The sequence below is a fragment of the Parafilimonas terrae genome, assembly GCF_900115755.1.
GTDB classification, from domain to species: domain Bacteria; phylum Bacteroidota; class Bacteroidia; order Chitinophagales; family Chitinophagaceae; genus Parafilimonas; species Parafilimonas terrae.
In genome coordinates this window covers 655,314-675,705 of record NZ_FOXQ01000001.1, presented here as the reverse complement: position 1 = coordinate 675,705, position 20,392 = coordinate 655,314, and the positions used below count along the sequence as shown (strand labels likewise).

General features: G+C 39.2%; 19 protein-coding genes. 12 read left to right on the top strand and 7 right to left on the bottom strand.

Translation table 11 applies throughout. The features are described from left to right. Positions 1–171: 171 nt before the first annotated feature. The gene (locus tag BM015_RS02945) at positions 172–2,139 is read right to left on the bottom strand and encodes a beta-N-acetylhexosaminidase (protein WP_090655200.1); all 1,968 of its coding nucleotides are present in this window, start codon (positions 2,137–2,139) and stop codon (positions 172–174) included. 310 nt (positions 2,140–2,449) lie between these two features. Between BM015_RS02945 and gcvH the strand changes: the two genes are divergently transcribed. The 9 genes from gcvH (at position 2,450) to BM015_RS02900 (ending at position 11,491) form a co-directional block, all read left to right on the top strand. After that, on the top strand, positions 2,450–2,830 hold the full coding sequence (gene gcvH, locus BM015_RS02940; RefSeq protein WP_090654308.1) for a glycine cleavage system protein GcvH: 381 nt from the start codon (positions 2,450–2,452) through the stop codon (positions 2,828–2,830). A gap of 104 nt (positions 2,831–2,934) precedes the next feature. Further along, positions 2,935–3,330: a VanZ family protein gene (locus BM015_RS02935; RefSeq protein WP_245751187.1), complete on the top strand. Its 396-nt coding sequence runs from the start codon at positions 2,935–2,937 to the stop codon at positions 3,328–3,330. Between the two features lie 212 nt (positions 3,331–3,542). Then, on the top strand, positions 3,543–5,144 hold the full coding sequence (locus BM015_RS02930; protein WP_090654304.1) for an NAD(P)/FAD-dependent oxidoreductase: 1,602 nt from the start codon (positions 3,543–3,545) through the stop codon (positions 5,142–5,144). Positions 5,145–5,260: 116 nt separating this feature from the next. After that, positions 5,261–6,202: an ABC transporter ATP-binding protein gene (locus tag BM015_RS02925; protein ID WP_090654301.1), complete on the top strand. Its 942-nt coding sequence runs from the start codon at positions 5,261–5,263 to the stop codon at positions 6,200–6,202. Positions 6,203–6,335: 133 nt separating this feature from the next. Then, positions 6,336–7,649, top strand: a complete 1,314-nt coding sequence (locus BM015_RS02920) for an ABC transporter permease (RefSeq protein WP_090654298.1) — start codon at positions 6,336–6,338, stop codon at positions 7,647–7,649. A 166-nt stretch (positions 7,650–7,815) separates the two neighbouring features. Then, positions 7,816–8,463: a hypothetical protein gene (locus BM015_RS02915; RefSeq protein ID WP_090654297.1), complete on the top strand. Its 648-nt coding sequence runs from the start codon at positions 7,816–7,818 to the stop codon at positions 8,461–8,463. Between the two features lie 72 nt (positions 8,464–8,535). After that, a complete protein-coding gene (locus BM015_RS02910; RefSeq protein ID WP_090654295.1) occupies positions 8,536–8,958 on the top strand; it encodes an acyl-CoA thioesterase in 423 nt (140 codons plus the stop codon). Between the two features lie 106 nt (positions 8,959–9,064). Further along, positions 9,065–10,138: a class I SAM-dependent methyltransferase gene (locus tag BM015_RS02905; protein WP_090654293.1), complete on the top strand. Its 1,074-nt coding sequence runs from the start codon at positions 9,065–9,067 to the stop codon at positions 10,136–10,138. Positions 10,139–10,243: 105 nt separating this feature from the next. Beyond that, positions 10,244–11,491, top strand: coding sequence for an NAD(P)/FAD-dependent oxidoreductase (locus tag BM015_RS02900; protein ID WP_090655197.1), 1,248 nt, complete (start codon positions 10,244–10,246; stop codon positions 11,489–11,491). Positions 11,492–11,568: 77 nt separating this feature from the next. On the opposite strand, the gene BM015_RS02895 is transcribed toward BM015_RS02900, so the two are convergent. From BM015_RS02895 to BM015_RS02885, 3 genes are all read right to left on the bottom strand, one after another. Next, positions 11,569–12,138, bottom strand: a complete 570-nt coding sequence (locus BM015_RS02895; RefSeq protein WP_090654291.1) for a hypothetical protein — start codon at positions 12,136–12,138, stop codon at positions 11,569–11,571. 220 nt (positions 12,139–12,358) lie between these two features. Beyond that, positions 12,359–13,666, bottom strand: coding sequence for a PQQ-dependent sugar dehydrogenase (locus BM015_RS02890; RefSeq protein ID WP_245751185.1), 1,308 nt, complete (start codon positions 13,664–13,666; stop codon positions 12,359–12,361). Between the two features lie 100 nt (positions 13,667–13,766). Next, positions 13,767–14,372 carry a NanQ anomerase/TabA/YiaL family protein gene (locus tag BM015_RS02885; protein ID WP_090654288.1) on the bottom strand — a complete coding sequence of 202 codons (606 nt, stop codon included), beginning with the start codon at positions 14,370–14,372 and terminating at the stop codon, positions 13,767–13,769. Between the two features lie 180 nt (positions 14,373–14,552). Here BM015_RS02885 and BM015_RS02880 point away from each other — a divergent pair, with 180 nt between their 5' ends. Further along, entirely contained in the window at positions 14,553–16,970 is a 2,418-nt protein-coding gene (locus BM015_RS02880; RefSeq protein WP_090654286.1) for an ABC transporter permease, read from the top strand. Between the two features lie 375 nt (positions 16,971–17,345). On the opposite strand, the gene BM015_RS02875 is transcribed toward BM015_RS02880, so the two are convergent. From BM015_RS02875 to BM015_RS02865, 3 genes are all read right to left on the bottom strand, one after another. Beyond that, positions 17,346–17,768 (bottom strand): putative toxin-antitoxin system toxin component, PIN family, encoded by a 423-nt coding sequence (locus tag BM015_RS02875; protein ID WP_090654284.1) that lies wholly within the window; start codon positions 17,766–17,768, stop codon positions 17,346–17,348. Beyond that, positions 17,758–17,985: a hypothetical protein gene (locus BM015_RS02870; RefSeq protein ID WP_090654283.1), complete on the bottom strand. Its 228-nt coding sequence runs from the start codon at positions 17,983–17,985 to the stop codon at positions 17,758–17,760. Before BM015_RS02870 ends, BM015_RS02875 begins: the two co-directional genes overlap by 11 nt. A gap of 289 nt (positions 17,986–18,274) precedes the next feature. Next, on the bottom strand, positions 18,275–19,267 hold the full coding sequence (locus BM015_RS02865; protein ID WP_090654281.1) for a GlxA family transcriptional regulator: 993 nt from the start codon (positions 19,265–19,267) through the stop codon (positions 18,275–18,277). 194 nt (positions 19,268–19,461) lie between these two features. Between BM015_RS02865 and BM015_RS21695 the strand changes: the two genes are divergently transcribed. Both BM015_RS21695 and BM015_RS21690 read left to right on the top strand, forming a co-directional pair. Further along, entirely contained in the window at positions 19,462–19,851 is a 390-nt protein-coding gene (locus BM015_RS21695) for an SRPBCC family protein (protein WP_218148416.1), read from the top strand. A gap of 6 nt (positions 19,852–19,857) precedes the next feature. Further along, positions 19,858–20,382 carry an SRPBCC family protein gene (locus BM015_RS21690; protein WP_245751183.1) on the top strand — a complete coding sequence of 175 codons (525 nt, stop codon included), beginning with the start codon at positions 19,858–19,860 and terminating at the stop codon, positions 20,380–20,382. Positions 20,383–20,392 lie beyond the last annotated feature (10 nt).

The window sequence follows — 20,392 nt, the reverse complement described above, 5'->3', positions numbered from 1 at the left end:
AAGCAATTTGAAAGAAGTGAAGTGTTCCTGGAATGAACGAATGTAAAGAATTTTGAATTGTACTTTTTAAACATAGCCACTGCAATACCGGTTTTAAATCATAAACCCCGGCCTTAACCGGGTTTTATAAAAGTGAGGTTTATGAAAGCTTATGCCAGGCCATTATATTTATTACTTTATCCAGTAAGGCTTTTTCACTTTTGCTCTTTCCACCAATTCGCTTACAGGCATGGAGATCATTCTGCCGATAGGTTGCATGCCCCTGTACGTAATAACTTTTAATTGTGTTGCTTCTTTCGGAATAGTTAATGGCTGTGTGTATTTGGGATAAAACCTGTCGGGATAAGAATTATCAAAACTGTAATAAATATCCAGGCCATTCACTTCGTTCTTTAACTCAACCGTAAATGAAGTATCGCTGGTTTTGTTTATAATAAACTGCGGATCGTACATGCTGGGTGCATACTTTACTTCTGCCACATTAAAGCGTTTAAACTGTGCCTCCACACGGCGTACAAAATCATCCCAGTTTTTGCTTTCGTTTGGCGACCATGTGTCTTCAGCAATAGCAAATGCACGCGGCCATGTCATATATTCTACCTGTCGGTAATTATAAATTTGTTCCGTCCATAAATTGCCCTGCGCACCAAGCACATATTTTTGTTCGCTGGCAGTAAGGCCGGCTGGCATAGGATCAAAACTATACACTTTATTTAAACGCAATGATGCATATACATGCGGCTCCATAATGCGGTCGCTTTGCATGTAATCAAGATATACAAATTCAGTAGGGCTCATTACAACATTGTGGCCCAGCCTGGCAGCCGCCACACCACCGTTTGGTATAGGCTGCCCGTTTGCGGGGGCATTGCCATCATGTGCGCCGCGCCAGCTCATTACAGCGGCGTTGGGTGCAAGGCCGCCTTCCAGTATTTCATCCCAGCCCATGAACTTTTTGCCTTTTGATTCAACAATTTTTTCAAGCCTTTTGCTGAAGTAACTCTGCACTTCTTCCATTGTTTTTAAATGCTCTTTTTGCATTAAAGCTTTTACAGCATCGCTGCTTTCCCAGAAAGTTTTAAAGGTTTCATCGCCGCCCATGTGAATGTATTCAAATGGAAACAACTGCGCAATTTCTCCTACTACCTTATCCAGGAATTCATATACATTTTCATTAGCCGGGCAAAGATTGTCATCGTAAATAGCGGTGTGCGTTCCCCAGTCTTTTATGGATTCGCCTGATGTAACACCAATATTCTTTACACCGCCGGAACAGGAAAGTTCAGGATAAGCTGCAATGGCTGCCATGCTGTGGCCGGGCACATCCACCTCAGGTAAAATATTTACAAACCTGTCTTTTGCATATTGCACCACTTCTTTAATATCATCCTGTGTATAAAAGCCGCCGTTTGTTTTTGGCTCATCGGGCGAAGGTGCTGCGAACGTGCCAAACTGGCCAACACGGGGCACGCTCCAGGCGCCTACTTCTGTAAGTTTGGGCAGGCTCTTAATTTCAATGCGCCAGCCTTCATCATCCGTTAAATGCCAGTGCAAAAGATTGAGTTTATATTTTGCCATCTGGTCAATATAATCCTTCACTTCGTTCTTGGTAAAAAAGTGCCGCGATACATCGAGCATTAAACCCCGCCATCCAAAACGCGGGTAATCTGTTATTTCAACGCAGGGTGCTTTCCATTCGGTTTTGCTTACCAAAACACTGTCTTCAATTTCAGGCGGAAATAATTGCAGCAATGTTTGCACGCCATAAAATAACCCGGCAGGTTGATTGGCTTTAATAAGAATGGTTTTTGGCGTAACGGAAAGATGATAGCCTTCACTGCTGAGTTGCTTATCTTCTGTTTTATTCAGTTCAAGTTTGATAACGGCTGTTGCTGCATTTTCTGTAAGCGAAACTTTATAACCTGTGGGAACGGAAAGCCTTTGCTGCAGTTGCACAGCCGCCTGTTTAAGCGCTGTTGTTTTTGCAATATTGATGGTTACATTTTGAGGCAGCATAAAATAACCTGTTGTTTTTGTAACTTTTACCGGTTGAGGCACAATGGCAATATCAGCGTCGGTTTGGGCAAAAACAATTAAGCAGGCAAAAAAGGAGGCGATGAATAAAACTGTTTTTTTCATTCGTAAGTATTTTATTTTTTCAATGGCCGAATGAAACACCTTTAACCACATCTCTGTGTGATAAACATATTGCATGGGCGTTTCATTAGAAGAAATTGTATGCGTTAAAAATAGCGCTTAAACAATTATTTAGCCCTGAGAATTTTTTTGGTTATTGAGAATGCTTTTTTGCAGTGTAATCAGCAACGTTATACCGAATATCTTTTTATATTGTTTATTTCCTGTAAACTATTAATAAATAGCATTTGAATTAATTAAAATTGGTTGCTAAAACTTTTCAATTAATATTTGTAGTCAAAAATATTCTATTATGAATTTTCCGGCAGAATTAAAATATACCAAAGACCACGAATGGATAAAAATAATTGATGATAAAACTGCATTAATAGGCATTACAAATTATGCACAGGGCGAACTGGGTGATATTGTTTTTGTAGATGTGCCCACAGTGGGTAAAACACTTAATGCTGAAGATGTTTTTGGCACCGTTGAAGCGGTGAAAACTGTAAGCGATTTGTTCCTTCCTGTTGAAGGAAAAATACTTGAAGTAAACAGTGCGCTGGGCAATAACCCCGAGCTGGTAAATTCAGATCCTTACGGTGAAGGCTGGATGGTTAAAATAGAAATGAATAACGCTGCGGATCTGGATAATTTACTAAGCGCCGAAGCTTACGAACAATTGGTTAGCTAATTTTTGCTTTGAATTTTAAAACGAACCTATAATAAAAACAGTCAGTAAGATTATGTAAAATGGCCGCAGTAATGCGGCCTTTTTTATTATATTTTTGCGCGCAAATGAGGCTAAAACGAATCTTGTTTATACCGGCCATTGCCTGGTTTATCATTGCAAGCATTTTATTCTTTCTTCCAGGGGAAGATATTCCTGAAGTGAGTTTTTTAGATTTAATATATTTTGATAAATGGGTGCATACAGGCCTTTTTGCAGGCTTGGTTTTTTTATCGGCTTTGCCGTTTATAAAAGCGGGGAAATGCACGGCTAAATTGGTGATTAAAATCAGCATTCTGTTTATCCTATATGGGGTGTGTGTTGAATTTATTCAAAAATTTCTTGATGAAGGCAGGTCTTTTGATTATACGGATATGATTGCAGATGCTGTGGGATGTGTTATTGGAAGTGTATTTTCTAAGTGGGTGGCAAGAAAAACTGCGGAAAAAAATAAGCCCCTGTAGAAACAGGGGCCGCAACCAAAACTAACTGCTTATGAGAAAATTGACTACTTACGTTTTAATAAGTAAATATATTCAAACTCAATGCCAAAAAATTTATCCTGATTGTTAAAAGAACTACTTAGCGGCATCTTCGTTGTCATTTCAATTTGATAGAACAAATATCGCTATAAATTTGAAACACAAGTGTTAAGATACTGAAAACTTAAAGATGGATGCAAAAAAAAGTCTCATTAAACCTGTTGCCTTCGGAAGCCACCAAGCCGGATATAATAAGGGGTTATATAGCAAAAACACTGGTAATTAATGATACATCTGTAACCGGTTATAATATAGTTAAACAAAGCATTGATGCCCGGAGCAAACAACCCCTGATTAATCTCACGCTTAATGTATTTATTGACGAACCTTATACAAGCTTTGAAATAAACAGCGCAGTTTTTCAGGATGTTGCAAAAGCGAAAAATAAAGTTTTGATTATTGGCGCCGGGCCTGCAGGCTTATTTGCAGCGCTTAAATTAATTGAAAATGGTGTTAAACCCATTATTCTTGAGCGCGGAAAAGATGTGAGGGCAAGGCGGAGGGACCTTGCCCTGCTGAATAAAGAAGGATTGATAAACGAAGAAAGCAATTATTGTTTTGGCGAAGGTGGAGCAGGAACCTACAGCGATGGCAAATTATATACACGCAGTAATAAACGCGGCAGCATACAACGCATATTAAACCTCTTTGTTCAGTTTGGCGCAGAAGAAAAAATATTATACCAGTCGCACCCGCATATTGGCACTAATAAACTGCCGCATATAATAACCGCTATGCGAAAGCAAATACTGGATAGCGGCGGAGAATTTTTATTTGAAAAAAAGCTCATTGATTTTAAAATTGATGGCAATCAAATTCATTCAGCCATAACTGCAGATGGCGATGCATTTAAGGCCGAACATATAATATTGGCAACAGGCCATTCGGCAAGGGATATATTTTTATTGCTTCATCATAAAAATATACACATTGAATCAAAACCTTTTGCGTTGGGCGTAAGGATAGAGCATCCGCAAACAATTATTGATTCAATCCAATATCATTGCACACATCGCGGGGAATATTTACCGCCTGCGTCTTACAGCCTTATACAGCAGGTAAATGGCAGAGGCGTTTTTAGTTTTTGCATGTGTCCCGGTGGTATCATTGCTCCAGCCTCTACCAATAAAGAAGAACTGGTGGTGAATGGATGGAGCCCCAGCAAACGTAATAATCCTTATGCCAACAGCGGTATTGTAGTTCAGGTAGAACAAAAAGATTTGTTGAATTATAAGGATTATCATCAGCCTTTAAAAATAATTCCGCCATCATTGCAAGCCATGTATTTCCAGCAGTCTGTTGAGCGAAAAGCATATACCGCCGGCGGTGGAAATTTTGTTGCACCGGCACAGCGGATGGTTGATTTTTCCAATGGTAAAATATCTGCGGATTTGCCTGCGTGCAGTTATTTGCCGGGCATTGCAAGCGCTTCCCTAAAAAGCGTGTTGCCGCCGTTTATACATAAATCATTGCAACAGGCATTTAAAGATTTTGGTAAGAAAATGCGCGGCTATTTTACTAATGAAGCAGTTATTGTGGCAACAGAAAGCCGTACGTCTTCGCCTGTTCGCATTCCGCGCAATGAAAAAGCATTAAATCATCCGCAGTTGGAAAATTTATATCTATGCGGTGAAGGCGCCGGTTATGCGGGCGGCATTGTAAGTGCTGCAATGGATGGGGAACGGGTGGCCGGGGCTATCATTCAAAAAATAAATTCAGCCGTTCAACACAAATAAATGCTGTAAAGCATAAAACCTGTTTTGTTTTGCGCTAAAATGAGGTAAGAAAGAAACGGTACTATTTACTGCTTCAATTAATTTACAGTTACATTTGAAACGAAATTCAATCTTGCATGAACATTCTTGAACTCCATCATTTAAAAAAATATTTTGCCACGCAAAAGGCTGTAGATGATATAAGCCTGGAAATAGAACAAGGCAGCATTTTTGGTTTGCTTGGCCCGAACGGTGCAGGCAAAACAACATTACTGCGTATGATAACCGGCATCTTTTATCCCGATGAAGGCGAAGTTATTTTAGATGGAAAGAAATTTGACCCGCTTACCGACATTATTAAAATAGGCTACATGCCTGAAGAGCGGGGCCTTTATAAAAAAATGAAGATAGGCGACCAGGCGCTTTATCTCGCCCAGTTAAAAGGTTTAAGCAAAAGCGATGCTGTTCAGAAAATAAAATACTGGTTTGAGAAACTTGAAATGCAAAGCTGGTGGAATAAAAAAGTGGAAGACCTGAGTAAGGGCATGAGCCAGAAACTGCAATTTGTTACAACCGTTTTGCATGAGCCCAAACTCATTATTCTTGATGAGCCTTTCAGCGGGCTTGATCCCTTAAATGCTAATCTTATTAAAGATGAAATTTACGGGCTTGCACAAAAAGGAAGCACCATTATTTTCAGTACACACAGAATGGAGCAGGTGGAAGAGATATGTGATCATATTGTGCTGGTAAATCTCGGCAGGAAAATACTGGATGGGTCGGTGCAGGAGATCAAACACAGGTTTAAGGAACATAAGTTTAATGTGCAGTTAAGCAACGTGCCTTCCATTATATTGGAAAGCCCTGCTTTTCACGTAGCCGAAGAAAAGGCCAATAAATATATTGTGCGTATAAATGATGGATATAAAAGCAATGATGTTCTGAAATATTTTATAGAGAAAGATTTGAATGTGGACGGCTTTAATGAAATATTGCCTTCGCTCAACGATATATTTATAAATCTTGTTGAAGACACCAAAGCAACCACCCGTTCTTTTCAAAATATTGAAGCAAACTAATGCTGAATTGATTGTACGGGGCCATTGAAAAAACAAATATGTACGAATGAAACCGAGCCCGATAATTTTTCCTATGCAGGGGAATGCACATAGCGAGGTTCCATGAGGCCATTGAAAAAACAAATATGTACGAATGAATAAGATAGCTTTAATTGCACGCCGTGAATTTTTAACCCGCGTTCAAAAGAAAACATTTTTACTCACCACTATTTTACTGCCTTTATTGTTTTTCGGCTTTTATGCCATGATTATTTATTTTTCTGTAAACAGCGATGAAAAATATAACATAGCCGTAGCCGATGAGGCCAATGTTTTTAATAATAAACTGGAAGGCGATGAAAATATCAGTTTCAGTTTTGTAAAGGGCGAAGATGAGCAGTCTTTAAAACAGGATATAGAAAAAGATAAGTACCAGGGTTATGCTATCATTCCGGCCAATGCAAATATTCTTGACAAAATAAACATATCAATTGTTACGCAGAAATCCGTTGGTTTAATGTCGCGTGGAAAAATTGAAGATAAACTGAATGCTGCATTGGAACAGCAACGTTTACTCGCATTGAACATTTCCCCTGCGCAATTAGACAGTGCTAAAAAGGAAGGCAACATACAGTTTTCAACCGTTGAAGGCAAAAACGATTCCGGTGAAGAAATTGGAATGAGCTATGCCATTGGGTATGTTTCCGGGTTCCTTATTTATATAGTACTGTTTATTTACGGCGCTATGGTTATGCGCGGTGTAATGGAAGAAAAAGTAAGCCGCATTGCAGAAGTAATTGTAAGCAGCGTAAAACCCTTTCAATTAATGATGGGTAAAATATTAGGCATCGGTGCAGTGGGGCTTGTGCAGTTTATCATCTGGATTATTTTAATGACGAGCCTCAATTTTCTTTTACCATTAATATTTCCGCAACTGGCAGCGCAAATGCATGATTCGAATATGCAAAACGGTGCTATGCAAGCGGCTGATACATTGAAAAATTCGGGTTTGATCGGCAACGTAAATATTAATATGCCTTTAATACTGGGCTGTTTTATATTTTATTTCATCGGTGGCTACCTGTTATATTCATCACTGTTTGCCTGCGTGGGCAGCGCAGTGAACGAAGACCCGCAAGATGCACAAAGCCTTATGCTGCCCATCACCATGCCTATCATTTTTGGTATTGTTATTATGACAAAAGCAGTGAATGAACCAACCAGCGGCCTTGCTGTATTTGGAAGCCTGTTCCCTTTGTTTTCACCCATTGTAATGATGGCAAGAATAGCGCATGGCGTGGGCGATGTGGTGCCTGTCTGGCAATTGCTTACCAGCATGGGCCTGCTTATAGTAGGGTTTATTTTCACAACCTGGTTCGCCGGCAAAGTTTACCGCACAGGTATTTTAATGTATGGAAAGAAACCATCCTGGAAAGAAATGTGGAAATGGGCATTCAGAAGATATTAAAACAATGCAGTGCATGGTTGCCTTAAAAAGCAATTATCATATTGCAGCGTGATTTTTCGTGATCATAAAATTATTTGCAACAAAAGATATATAACCTTTATTTGCAGGCCATAATATTTCTGTCCTTTTTGAAATATACTAACCATAGTAAATAAACCTACTGAATATGAAACACAAAATCAATGCGCTTATTATTGCTTTACTGCTTTGCCTTAATGGCGTTTTTGCGCAAACATTAAAAGATGTTTTTACAAACAGTGAAACACCTGTTTTTTATCTTGGTATCGATTTTACACAAACGAAACTGATAGATGACGCTACTGCAAATGAAATAGATATCCGCGACCGGCAATATGATGCTATTAACGATGTAATTGTAGCCGAGCCAAAAAAATATGATCTCGCCGGCGCTTTCCATAAAAGCGAGGTAGATCACGATTTAGGCTATGTTGCTAAAAAGAATGAAAAGGCAAATGCTGAAGCCATCAAGTCAACCAATACCGCAGATTTTCACAGGTTCAAAGAAGATGATGTGGCAAAAATTGTGAGCAGTTATGATTTTAGCGATAAGAGTGGCATAGGCCTGCTGTTTGTTACAGAAGCTTTAAGCAAATCAAAAAAAGCAGCGGCGGTGTGGGTTACGTTGCTTGATATGAAAACAAAAAAGGTACTAATGACAGAACGCATGGAAGGTTCTGTTGGAAGGTTTGGCGGATTTGGGTTCCGTAACTATTGGGCTTCTCCTTTTAAGGATATAATTGATGCAATTGAAAAGAAGAAGTACAGCGAATGGAAATCAAAATATGGTAATTAGTTTTTGCTGAAAATATTTAAAAAACTGTTACTCCGGCTTAAATGCAACACAGTATAAAACCGGGAAAAGATCATGGGTAATTTACTTTTAGAAAAGATAGGGGTAAACGTACGTTTTAATGAAGCAGATCCGCTGGGCATGGTTTGGCATGGTCATTATATACGCTATTTTGAAGACGGGAGGGAAGCTTTCGGAAGTAAGTATGGCATAGGTTATCTTGATTTTTATAATCATGGCTATATTGTTCCTGTAGTGAATGTGCAATGTGATTATAAGCGCTCACTGCGCTATGGTGAAAAGGTGCTCATTGAAACTGAATATGAGCCTTGCGAAGCAGCCAAGCTTATATTTCATTATCGTTTGTATAATGCCGAAACAAATCATATAGTAGCTGTGGGCAGTTCTGTGCAGGTATTTTTAGATCGGGAGAAGCATGCACTGCAATTAACCAACCCGGTTTTTTTTGAAGAATGGAAAAAGAAATGGCATCAATAAAGCATCTTTTTTTGCATATAATTTTTTTTACGGTAAACTTTTTTCAATTAAAAAAGATACGTATTCTTACACCTTACTTGCCAGGATATAAATACATAATTTATAAATGCATTTTTTTTCAACTGACACCAAAACGGCTTTAGAGTCAAAACATTTAGCACAATTTATTGCTTTCGGGCCTGTGGTTTTCCAGGTGGCAAAAGTGTTGCGGGATTCAGGCATACTAAAAGAAATTGAAGATAGCGGAGCAGCGGGTTTGTCACTCGAAGCTATTGTTGAAAAAGTGCAGTTGCCGCATTATGGTGTTCGCGTTTTACTTGAGTCTGGTTTGGGAATAGGATTGGTTATTTTTAATAATGACACCTATAAAATAACGAAAACAGGCTATTTTATTTTGCACGATCCGCTTACTAATGTGAACATGAATTTTATTCATGATGTTAATTACAAAGGCCTCTTTCATCTCGAAGAAAGCATTAAAACCGGCAAGCCCGAAGGGCTTAAAGAATTAGGCGACTGGCCAACAATTTACGAAGGCTTGTCCCAGCTTCCGCCGCATATTCAAAAGAGCTGGTTTGGGTTCGATCATTTTTTTTCAGATACAGCTTTTCCAAAAGTATTGCCGCATGTGTATGATAATAATCATATAAAAAACATGCTTGAAATTGGCGGCAACACCGGCAAATGGGCTATATCCAGCACGGCATATAATAAAGATGTGCATATTACAATTATGGATTTGCCGCAACAATTGAGCATGGCAAAAAATAAAATAGAAGCATTGGGCTTAAGCCATAGGGTTTCATTTCATCCTGTAAATATTTTAGATGAAAGCCAGCCTTTTCCAAAAGGGTTTGATGCCATTTGGATGAGCCAGTTTCTCGATTGTTTTTCTGAAGATGAAATTGTATCAATTTTAAAAAGATGCCATGCAGCGTTGGATGAGGACGGGTTTGTATATATACTTGAAGCGTTTTGGGATGTGCAGCGTTTTGAAACAGCCGCATTCTGCCTGCAGCAAACATCTGTTTATTTTACGGCCCTTGCAAATGGCAACAGCCAGATGTATCATTCGGAAGTGTTTAAAAATTGCATTTATAAAGCAGGGTTTGAGATAGCGCAGGAAACAGATAATATCGGGCTGAGCCATACATTATTGAAGTGCAGGAAAGTTGTCTGAACCAGGATTTAACTGATGTTAAGGATTATTAAGATTTTCGGATATTATAAATAAGTTTAATTACACAAATCATTTATTTCCCTTATGGGATGGAGGTTTAATATTATGAACACAGAACAGGTAGATGTATTGATAATTGGTGCTGGCCCTGCCGGAACGGTGGCCGCTTCTATAATACACAAAGCAGGTTATAAAGTAAAGATTGTTGAGAAAATGAAATTTCCGCGCTTTGTAATTGGTGAAAGTTTATTGCCGCGCTGCATGGAAGCGTTGGAAGAAGCGGGCTTTCTTGAAGCAGTAAAAGCCAAAGGTTTCCAGGATAAAGGCGGCGCCAAATTCGTGAAAAACGGTAAGATTTGCGATTACTCTTTTGATGATCAATATACCAAAGGCTGGACGTGGACCTGGCAGGCGCCACGTGCTGATTTTGATAAGACCCTGGCTGATGAAGTTGAAAAAATGGGTGTGCCCGTTTCGTATGAAACTACGGTTACAGCCATAGATTTTGATGGCTCTGACTCCACCACAACTGTTGAATATGCCAATGGCGAAAAGGCGCAGGTAAAGGCCAGGTTTATTGTGGATGGTAGCGGTTATGGCAGGGTGATCCCGCGTTTATTCAAACTTGATAAGCCATCAAACCTTGAGCCCCGTAAAGCAATGTTTGCACACGTTACAGATGAAAAGCGTGCAATGGCTGACGAGCCTAACCGCATTACCATTATCGTGCATGAGTTTGGCGTATGGATTTGGGTAATACCTTTTTCAAACGGCAATACTTCTATTGGCTTTGTTGGCAGCCCTGAATTTTTTGAGAAATTCAAGGGCAGTAATGAAGAACAGTTCCGTGCGCACATTGCATCCCAGCCATACCTGAGTGAACGTTTTAAAGATGCCGAACTGATCTTTGAACCAAGGATTCTGGAAGCATGGTCAAGCACCACGGAAAAGTTTTATGGCGATGGCTTTGTGCTTACCGGTAATGTAACCGAGTTTTTAGACCCTGTTTTTTCATCAGGAGTTACGCTGGCCACAGTTTCCAGCCAGAAAGCAGCAAAGCTTGTTATAAAGAAGCTAAAGGGTGAAGATGCGAACTGGGAAGAAGATTATACGAAACCCATGATGCAGGGCGTAAACACATTCCGCAGTTATGTAATGCGCTGGTATGATGGCACACTGGATACCATCTTCTTTGCCGATAACCAGGACCCGCTTATTAAAAGCATGATCTGTTCAGTGCTGGCAGGATATGTTTGGGACCTCGATAATCCGTATGTAAAAGATCATGATACAGCGTTAAAGAAATTGGCGAATACCATCACGGTGAGAGATATGTTTAAGAATAAAGAGTAGTTCTTGGGGCTTTTAATTTATTGGCATAGCAATGTTACATTTTGCTATGCCAATAAAACCTGGAAAAAAGGCCTCAATTATGCAATCATCACAGTATAATTGGAAAGAGAAAAATCTTTCAGGTCAATATAGCATTGTTCGCGTTCTACAAACATTTCTACCCGCATCACATCTTTGCCAAAACCTAAAATTATAATAAGCGTTTTGGCTACCCCATACCATGAATCCCCAAAAGTGAAATTGTCTGCCTTAAAAGATAAAGTATTAAACGGGCTTATGAGGGTTTTAATTTTATAGGTTACATCATCGGGCCCGTATGTGGCGCCAAGAACAGACAACCTTTGCTCATGCACAGGTGTTTGCCGTGGCGCTGAATTTGATCTTTCAAACTCTTTAATGCCAACAGTTAAAACTTCGTTTTCCCTTGCGGCAGCTATGAACAACGGGCCATCGTCATAACAGTACATAATCGTTATAGATTTCTTTTGGCCCGGCCATCCGTCTTCACCTATTTCTTTATTGTTAACAATGAAATTTAATGTTTGCGGATTACCATCACGAATTAGCGCAGCTATATTATTTGTAACTACTTTAAGCCCATACACTGCAATGCGGATGTGCAGCTTGCCCTTTGTTTGTGTTTGCATGGTAATATATTTATTAATGAATGATTATTTTTCAAAAAAGATTATTGAGTAATAACTATGTAAGTATTATTGCCTGATCATTTTATGCAGGCGGCAACATCGCATTGTATGCATAAAGAAATAGGTTTTTGATTTTATAATTTGTAGTGCAAGATTAGCAACAATTTTAATTCCTACCAAATTAGTAGGAATTAATTTAAAAAATTTTTTTTGAAGAATATTATTTATCTGCGGTATAAGTTATATGCCAGATGCGGTTGCTTGTATCATCTGTTAGCAGCATTGAACCATCTTTTAAAAACACGATTCCCACAGGCCTGCCATGCACTTTTTCTTTATTCAAATCAGCGATAAATCCTGTAAGAAAATCTTCCGGAGGGCCTGACGGTTTTCCGTTCTTAAAAGGAACATATAATACCTTATAACCGGATAACTGCGAGCGGTTCCACGAACCATGCTGTGCTATAAATGCACCGGTTTTATATTTTTCAGGGAAGTTACTTTTATTGCCAAATGCCAAACCCAGCGATGCTGTATGCGAGCCCAATGAAACATCGGGCACAATAGCCTCTTTAATTAAAGCTTTGGCTGCTTCATCTTTCAACCGTGGGTCTATATGTGTGCCATAATAAAAATAAGGCCAGCCATAAAAGCCGTTTTCTTTTATGCTGGTAAGATAGTCAGGCACGAGATCGTCGCCTAATTCATCCCGCTCATTTACGGCAGCCCATAAAATACCTGTTGCAGGTTCCCATGCCATACCAACGGGGTTACGCAAGCCTGATGCATACACCCGCATGCCGCTGCCATCTGTATTAATTTCCAGGATGTCTGCACGGTTTATTTCTTTATCCATCCCATTTTCTGCCACATTGCTTGATGAACCCACGGCAATATAAATCCTTGTGCTGTCAGCATTTGTTATAATATTTCTTGTCCAGTGCCGGCCTTCGCCAGGCAGGTCAATGAGTTTTTCAGGTTTTGCTGTTATACGCGTTTCGCCGGGTGTATAGGGAAATCGCAACAAAGCATCAGTATTGGCAACATACAGCCATTTGCCAATAATCAGCATTCCAAAAGGCTTGTTTAAATTATCAATAAAAGTCTGTTTTAATTCAGGAATGCCATCACCATCGGCATCCCGCAAAATGGTAATGCGGTTAGCGCTTTCGCCAAGATTATCTGCTTTATTTGCGCCAATAATAACAGCGCCAATCTTCTTGAAAAAACCAACCTCAGTATTAGCTTCGGTAACCAGCACATCACCATTAGGCGTTACATACATCCATCTTGGGTTGTAAAAGCCTTCTGCATATAAATTCACTTTAAACCCTTCCGGCGCAACAGGCTTTTCATTTGCTTTCCAGCCAATCACATTACTGAAATTCATTTTTGATTTGGTAGCGTAAGGTTCAGGCAGGTCTTTTGTATAGTTTACAGGCCCTGCTGTTTTTTTGTTTGAAGCACAGGAAGCCAGTAACATCAGCAACAAAATGTATAGTGGTGTCTTTATAAATTTTATTTGCATGGTTAACTTCTTACTGAAAGAAGATTAAAAACCATGCCGTGATTAAATGCAATGCTGCATTAATCTTTTTAAAACTAAAAATACATAAACTGAAAAAGGATTATTCTGTGTACCTGATTTTTATAACAAGCTTTTTATCGGGCTTATTTCCGTTTGTGGTAATGCCCGGCCGGTGCGCCTCGCCGGGAAAGAAAAGAAAGAATGTGCCGGGAAAAGCATCGTAGAGCTTTCCATCGCCTGAATAATTGGCTAAATCTTTTGAAGCATCGTACGGCATGGTTACGGTTAGTTTTGAAACAGGCGTCATGCCAATCTTTTCTTCACCACTTATTACGGCCTGCAAATCAATATAATCATGGTGCGACTCCCATTTTGCATCGTCTAAATTTTTAGTAGGCGCTTCGGTTATCATAGCATAAACATTATCGCCATCAATAGCATACCGGCCGGCGCCTAATTTTTCAAGATCATTATTTTTCAAAAATGCAAAAGCCTTGTCCCAATAAGATTGATTGAGCTGATATTGCCTTGCCAGCTCAGCCTTGTTTATTGTTTTATGCGGTTGAAGCGGGGCGCCGCCAAGCCAGTCTTTTTTAGCAAACCATGCATTTATTTGTTTGTCGGTTAATGCAGTTTGCTGAGCGTTTATATGCGAGCTTGTAAACATTAATGCAGTTGTTATAATTACTAAAAATGCTTTTTTCATGTGGCGAATCTTTTAAAATAAATTGAAGATACAAACTGCAGGGTAAATTAACCAAATTGGGCAACCTCTTTATAAGACAGCATTGCTGTGATTATAGCCTGTAAATATTTAACAGCAATGGTAACATATTGCGGAATAAAACGTAATACCTGCGTACTGCTTAACTTTTAATTTATATCAATGCTTAAAAATTATTTGAAAGTTGCATTGCGCAACCTATGGAAAAATAAGGGCTTTTCGGCCATTAATATTATCGGGCTGGCATCGGGGCTGGCCGTTTGCTTATTGATCGTACTATATGTGGTGGATGAATTAAGTTACGATAAATATTATCCCAATGCAGAGCGTATATACCGCATAGATGCCGATATATTTTTTAATAATACTTCAGCCATTTTCGCGGTATCGCCCGACCCGCTGGGCCCCGCTTTGAAAAGAGATTTTCCCGGAGTGGAAGAAATAACGAGGGTTGACAACCAGGGTGGCATTCTTGTGAAAAAAGATAACCGCAACGTACAGGATGATCACGCGGCCTTTGCAGACTCCACTTTTTTTAAAGTGTTCTCTTTACCAATGATTGCAGGCAACCCGTTAACTGCATTGCGTGATCCTAATTCAATTGTAATTGATGAAACTACCGCCAAAAAATATTTCAATACAACAGATGTGCTTGGTAAAACTTTAATTGTTGATAACGACAATTATTGTAAAATAACGGGTGTAATAAAAGATATTCCGAAGCAGTCGCATTTTCATTTTCATTTTATCCGGCCACGCGGCAAAGACAATCCAAGCTGGCTCAGCAACAACCGGTATAATTATGTGTTGGTAAAGCCAGGCGTAACAAAACAAAAACTGCAGAAAGATGTAGATGCAACCATTAATAATTATTTGGGTAAAGAACTGCAGGGACAGTTGCACGCTTCATTAGATGATCTTAAAAAAACCGGCGGGCATTTTAACTATTATGTAATGCCCGTAACCGATATTCATTTGCATTCAGATAAACAATATGAAATAGAGGCAAACGGCAACATTAACTATGTTTATATTTTTTCTGTTATTGCCATTTTTATTTTATTGATTGCCTGCGTAAATTTCATGAACCTTTCCACGGCACGTTCTGCCAACCGCGCCAAAGAAGTAGGCATAAGAAAAGTAGCAGGTTCATTGCGCACACATCTTATCACACAGTTTTTAACGGAATCAATTTTAATATGCCTGTTTTCACTGGCGCTTGCTATTGTAATAGCTATGCTGTTAATGCCTTTGTTCAACCAGCTTTCGGGTAAAGAAATGAGCATCGGCACTTTGTTCTCAACCTGGTTATTCCCGGTAATGCTTGCGCTGGTTATTGTAGTGGGCATTATTGCCGGCAGTTATCCTGCATTTTATTTATCATCCTTTCAACCCATAGATGTATTAAAAGGAAAGATAGCAAAGGGCTTTAAAAGTAGCTGGTTGCGCAGCAGCCTCGTGGTTTTTCAATTCAGCATTTCCATCATACTTATTATTGGGACGATTGTAATTTATAACCAGCTTGATTTTATACGCAGCCGCAAAATTGGTTATGACCGCGACCAGGTTTTGGTATTGCATAATGCCTGGTATCTTGATAAACAAATACATTCATTCAGGAATGAGCTGTTAAATATTACAGGGGTTGAAAATGCAACTATTTCGGGCGACCTGCCAACCGGTAACAGCTTTGATACCGAAGGATGGTTTCGTGATGCTACCATGAATGCAGATAAAGCAGTTGTGCTAACGAATTTTTTTATTGATGAAAACTATATACCAACACTTGGCATGAACATAGCAAAGGGCAGGAATTTTTCAAAGGATTTTCCTTCAGATTCAACTGGTATAATTTTAAATGAAGCGGCTGTAAAAGTGCTTGGCTTAAAAGAACCGCTTAAGGAAACATTATACCGGCCGGATTTCAGCAACGATGTTATAAGTGCTGCTATTCCTTATCGTATAGTGGGCGTTGTAAAAGATTTTAATTTCAGTTCTATGCATGATAATGTTGGCCCGCTCATAATTCAGTTAGGCGAAAATTGGGGCAGTATTGCCGTTCGTATTAAAACAAAAAATATTGCTTCGGTAATAAACACAATTGAAACGCGGTGGAATGCCGCCACAGCAGGCCAGCCTTTCAACTATACATTTATGGATGATGATTTTAATAAAGTATATACAGCAGAACAGCAAACAGGTAAACTCTTTATAACATTTGCTTTGTTTGCCATCTTCATCGGTTGCCTTGGCTTGTTTGGATTGGTTACGTATGCGGCAGAACAGCGTGCCAGGGAAATTGGTGTGCGCAAAGTTTTAGGTGCAAGCGTAAGCGGCATAGTTGCTATGTTGTCGAAAGATTTTGCAAAGCTTGTATTGATAGCTTCTGTTATAGCATTTCCTGTGGCATGGTGGATTATGCATACCTGGCTGCAAAGTTTTGCTTACAGAACAACGCTTAGCTGGTGGATATTTGTTGTTGCTGGTATTGTAGCTATTTTAATTGCGTTAATAACCGTGAGCATTCAGGCAATTAAAGCGGCAGTAGCTAACCCTGTGCAGGCATTGCGAAGCGAATGAATGGCATGAATCGTCAATCGTCAAACGTGAATGCAAAAGCGTTATGGCGCAAAGCCGCTATTAATATTTCACGTTTCAACTTATCAAGTTGTTACAAATTCATAGCAACAACTTGAAACTTTCCCGTTCCCCGTTTAACGATTCACAAAACGAAAATATTGCCCCTCCTTAACCAATAACAATAGGATTATTTGCAATAACCATAGCATTGTTGACAGTAGCTTATCAAAGCATTAAAGCAGCATTGATAAACCCGGTAAAGAGTTTAAGAATGGAATAAGAAAGGAATTGTGTGTAGTGAGTGATAAGTGATAGGTAGGAAAATAAAATATTTTATATCAGGTAATCGGGAAACACGAAACCGGGTACTGGTAATCAAATAGTCTTTCGGACAATATTTAAAAAATCAGCAGCGCTTAAAATAGGTATTCCGCGAAAAGGGTGCAGCTCCAATAGATCTTTATCGCCTGTAATGATGCAGGCCGCATTTGTAGCTACGGCCAGCTCAAGAAACTTATTGTCTTTGGTATCACGGCAGGCAGTGATGGTTTCCGGTATTTCACTAAATAGGGCAAGCTGTTTGAAATCCTTTAAAGCTAATAACCTTTCTTCAAGAGAAATATACTTATCAAATTTTGGACGCAATAAAACTTCGCTAAATTCATTATATGTTTCAAGGCTTGAACAAACTGTTCCCGTTTTAACAACCCATTCAAACGCTTTTCTCGGGTTGGAATATCTGAATAAAAAAGCGCTGATTAATGTATTGGTGTCAATAACAAATAAGTCATTCTTCATTCAGCAATTTTTCAAGCATTTCTTCTGTAAGCCCGTTTTTTACCGCTTCATCACTTATTTTATCAAGCAGGGTAAAGAACTCGTCTTCCTGCACGCCACGGTAAAGAATTTCTATTTGTCTTTCGATATTCTTTTCAAGTTGTTCCTTTATTTTAGGAGAAACCTCCTGCCATTTTTTAGCCGTAGCATCATCCACTTCAATCACAATACGTTCCATTTAAAAAAAATTTAATTGTATCTCAAATTTACTGATAATTATGTTTAAGAATTATGTAAAAACCGCATGGCGGAATATCAGGAAAAGCAAACTTTTTACCGCATTCATATTTCCTGGTCAATTTTCCTGTTGCCGGTTTAGCAGCCTTATGCATTGCGTTAATAACCGTGAGCATTCAGGCAATTAAAGCGGCAGTAGCTAACCCGGTTAAAGCATTGCGAAGTGAATAGGGCTTTGCCTTTTGGGAAGTTTAATTGCCTTGAATCGTAAGCCCGCAGCTTGCAGTGCCTTATCCAAACGCCATTTCTTTGTTGTACTTGTTTTTATATTCCAGCGGCGACACGCCCGTTATTTTTCTAAATACTTCCCTGAATGCTTTTACATCAGCATAGCCCACTTCATACATTACTTCACTAATGGTTTTGCGTGTGGTTTCCAGCGCCTTTTTGGCCGATTCAATTTTCACTCTTTGCAAATATTCAACCGGCGTATTGCCTGTTGCTTTTATAAACCGCCGGTCAAAATTTCTTCTTCCAACAGCAAACTTTTGTGAGAGGTTTTCCATAGATATCTTTTCATAAAAATTGTTTTCAATATACTCCTGTGCTTTTTTTACCACTTCATCCCCATGCGCTTTTTGCCCGGTGAATATTGCAAAATCAGATTGTGTTTGCCTGTCTATATCTATCTGGAAAATCTTGGAGCAGTAAATAGCCGTTTGCCTGTCGTAATATTTTTCAACTAAATAAATTAAGAGGTTTAAAAAAGAATAACCACCGCCGTTGGTATAAATGCCTTGCTCATCAGTTATTAGTTTTTCTGCTTTTACAATCACTTTGGGAAACAGGCCCCTGAAGTTGTTTACTGCATTCCAGTGAATGGAGCAGGTTTTGTTGTCCAGCAATCCTGTTGAAGCCAGCAAATAAGCGCCGGTGCACATGCTGGCCAGTTCAGACCCTTTTTTATATTGTTCGTTTATCCAATTTACCAGCAGCAAATTTTCCTGGTGAAGCTTTTTGAAATCTCCCTGTATGGCGGGAATAACAATAAGATCGGTTTTCTTAATAGATGAAATGTTTGCCTGGGGCATAACGCTTAGCAACCCGTTTACAAAATCTGTGTGTGTGGATATGCCGGCCATTTCTATGTTAAACGCCGGCCGTTTCCCATTCTTTTTCCAGTATTCATTAGCGCTGGTAAAAACATGCCATGTGCCAATAATGCACGACAAGGTATTAGGCCCTGTTTGCGCATTTGGTATTAATATGGTAAGATGTTTCATAGAATTAATTTAATGGTTTAAAAAGCCTGCTTAGCAGATTTAATGGTGGTAAAGTTAAAAACTTATTTTGTCTAAATTAACCCGTCACAAAGTCTGTTTTACACCCCTTAATGGTGGTTAACTGTTAATACTTTTGAACCCGGCGCATTGATGTAATAATGCGGAGATATTATTTAAAATAAAAAAACAGGATTATGAAAAACAACGATTTTACAACAACTATTTTGGTTGATGCAACACCGGCACAGGTTTTTGATGCGGTGAACAATGTACGTGGCTGGTGGTCTGAAAATATTGAAGGCGATACCAACAAACTGAATAGCGAATTTTTATATCACTACCAGGATGTGCATCGTTGCAAAATGAAAATCACTGAACTTGTTCCCAACAAAAAAGTGGTTTGGCATGTGCTGGACAATTACTTTGTATTTACAAAAGATAAGAGTGAATGGAAAGACACGGATATAATTTTTGAGATTAGTGAAAAAGAAAACAAAACGCAATTAACATTTACCCAAAAAGGATTGGTACCTGCGTATGAATGTTTTAAAATTTGCCACGATGCATGGACGCACTATATATAGGATAGTTTGAAAGCGCTTATTATAACCGGTAAAGGCAAAGCAACGCCAAAAGAAGTTGAAGAAGAAAAGGCGGCAACGCCGGATACCCCGGAGCAGGCAACCACAAAAAGTATTTATCACCGGCTGCTTATTGAAACCCCTGCAGAAAAATTATATGAGGCAATAACCACACAGGAAGGGTTGGCCGGCTGGTGGACAACCGAAACGACAGCAAAACCGGAAGTTGGCAATGTTATGCGATTTGCTTTCGGCCCTGATTATTTTAAAGAAATAAGGGTGGAAGAGCTTAAACCATACAGTAAGGTAAAATGGCGCTGCCTTAAGGGCTTTGAAGACTGGGTAGGAACTACGCTTACATTTGAATTGCTTCCGCATGCCAAAGGAACTGTACTGCTGTTTCATCATGATGGATGGGCTGCCTACACGCCTGAATTTGCATCGTGCAGTTTTGATTGGGCGCTCTTTTTCAGAAGCCTGAAATTTCTATGCGAAACAGGAAAAGGTTTTCCTTATCCCGACTTTCGCAAATAATACGTAAATA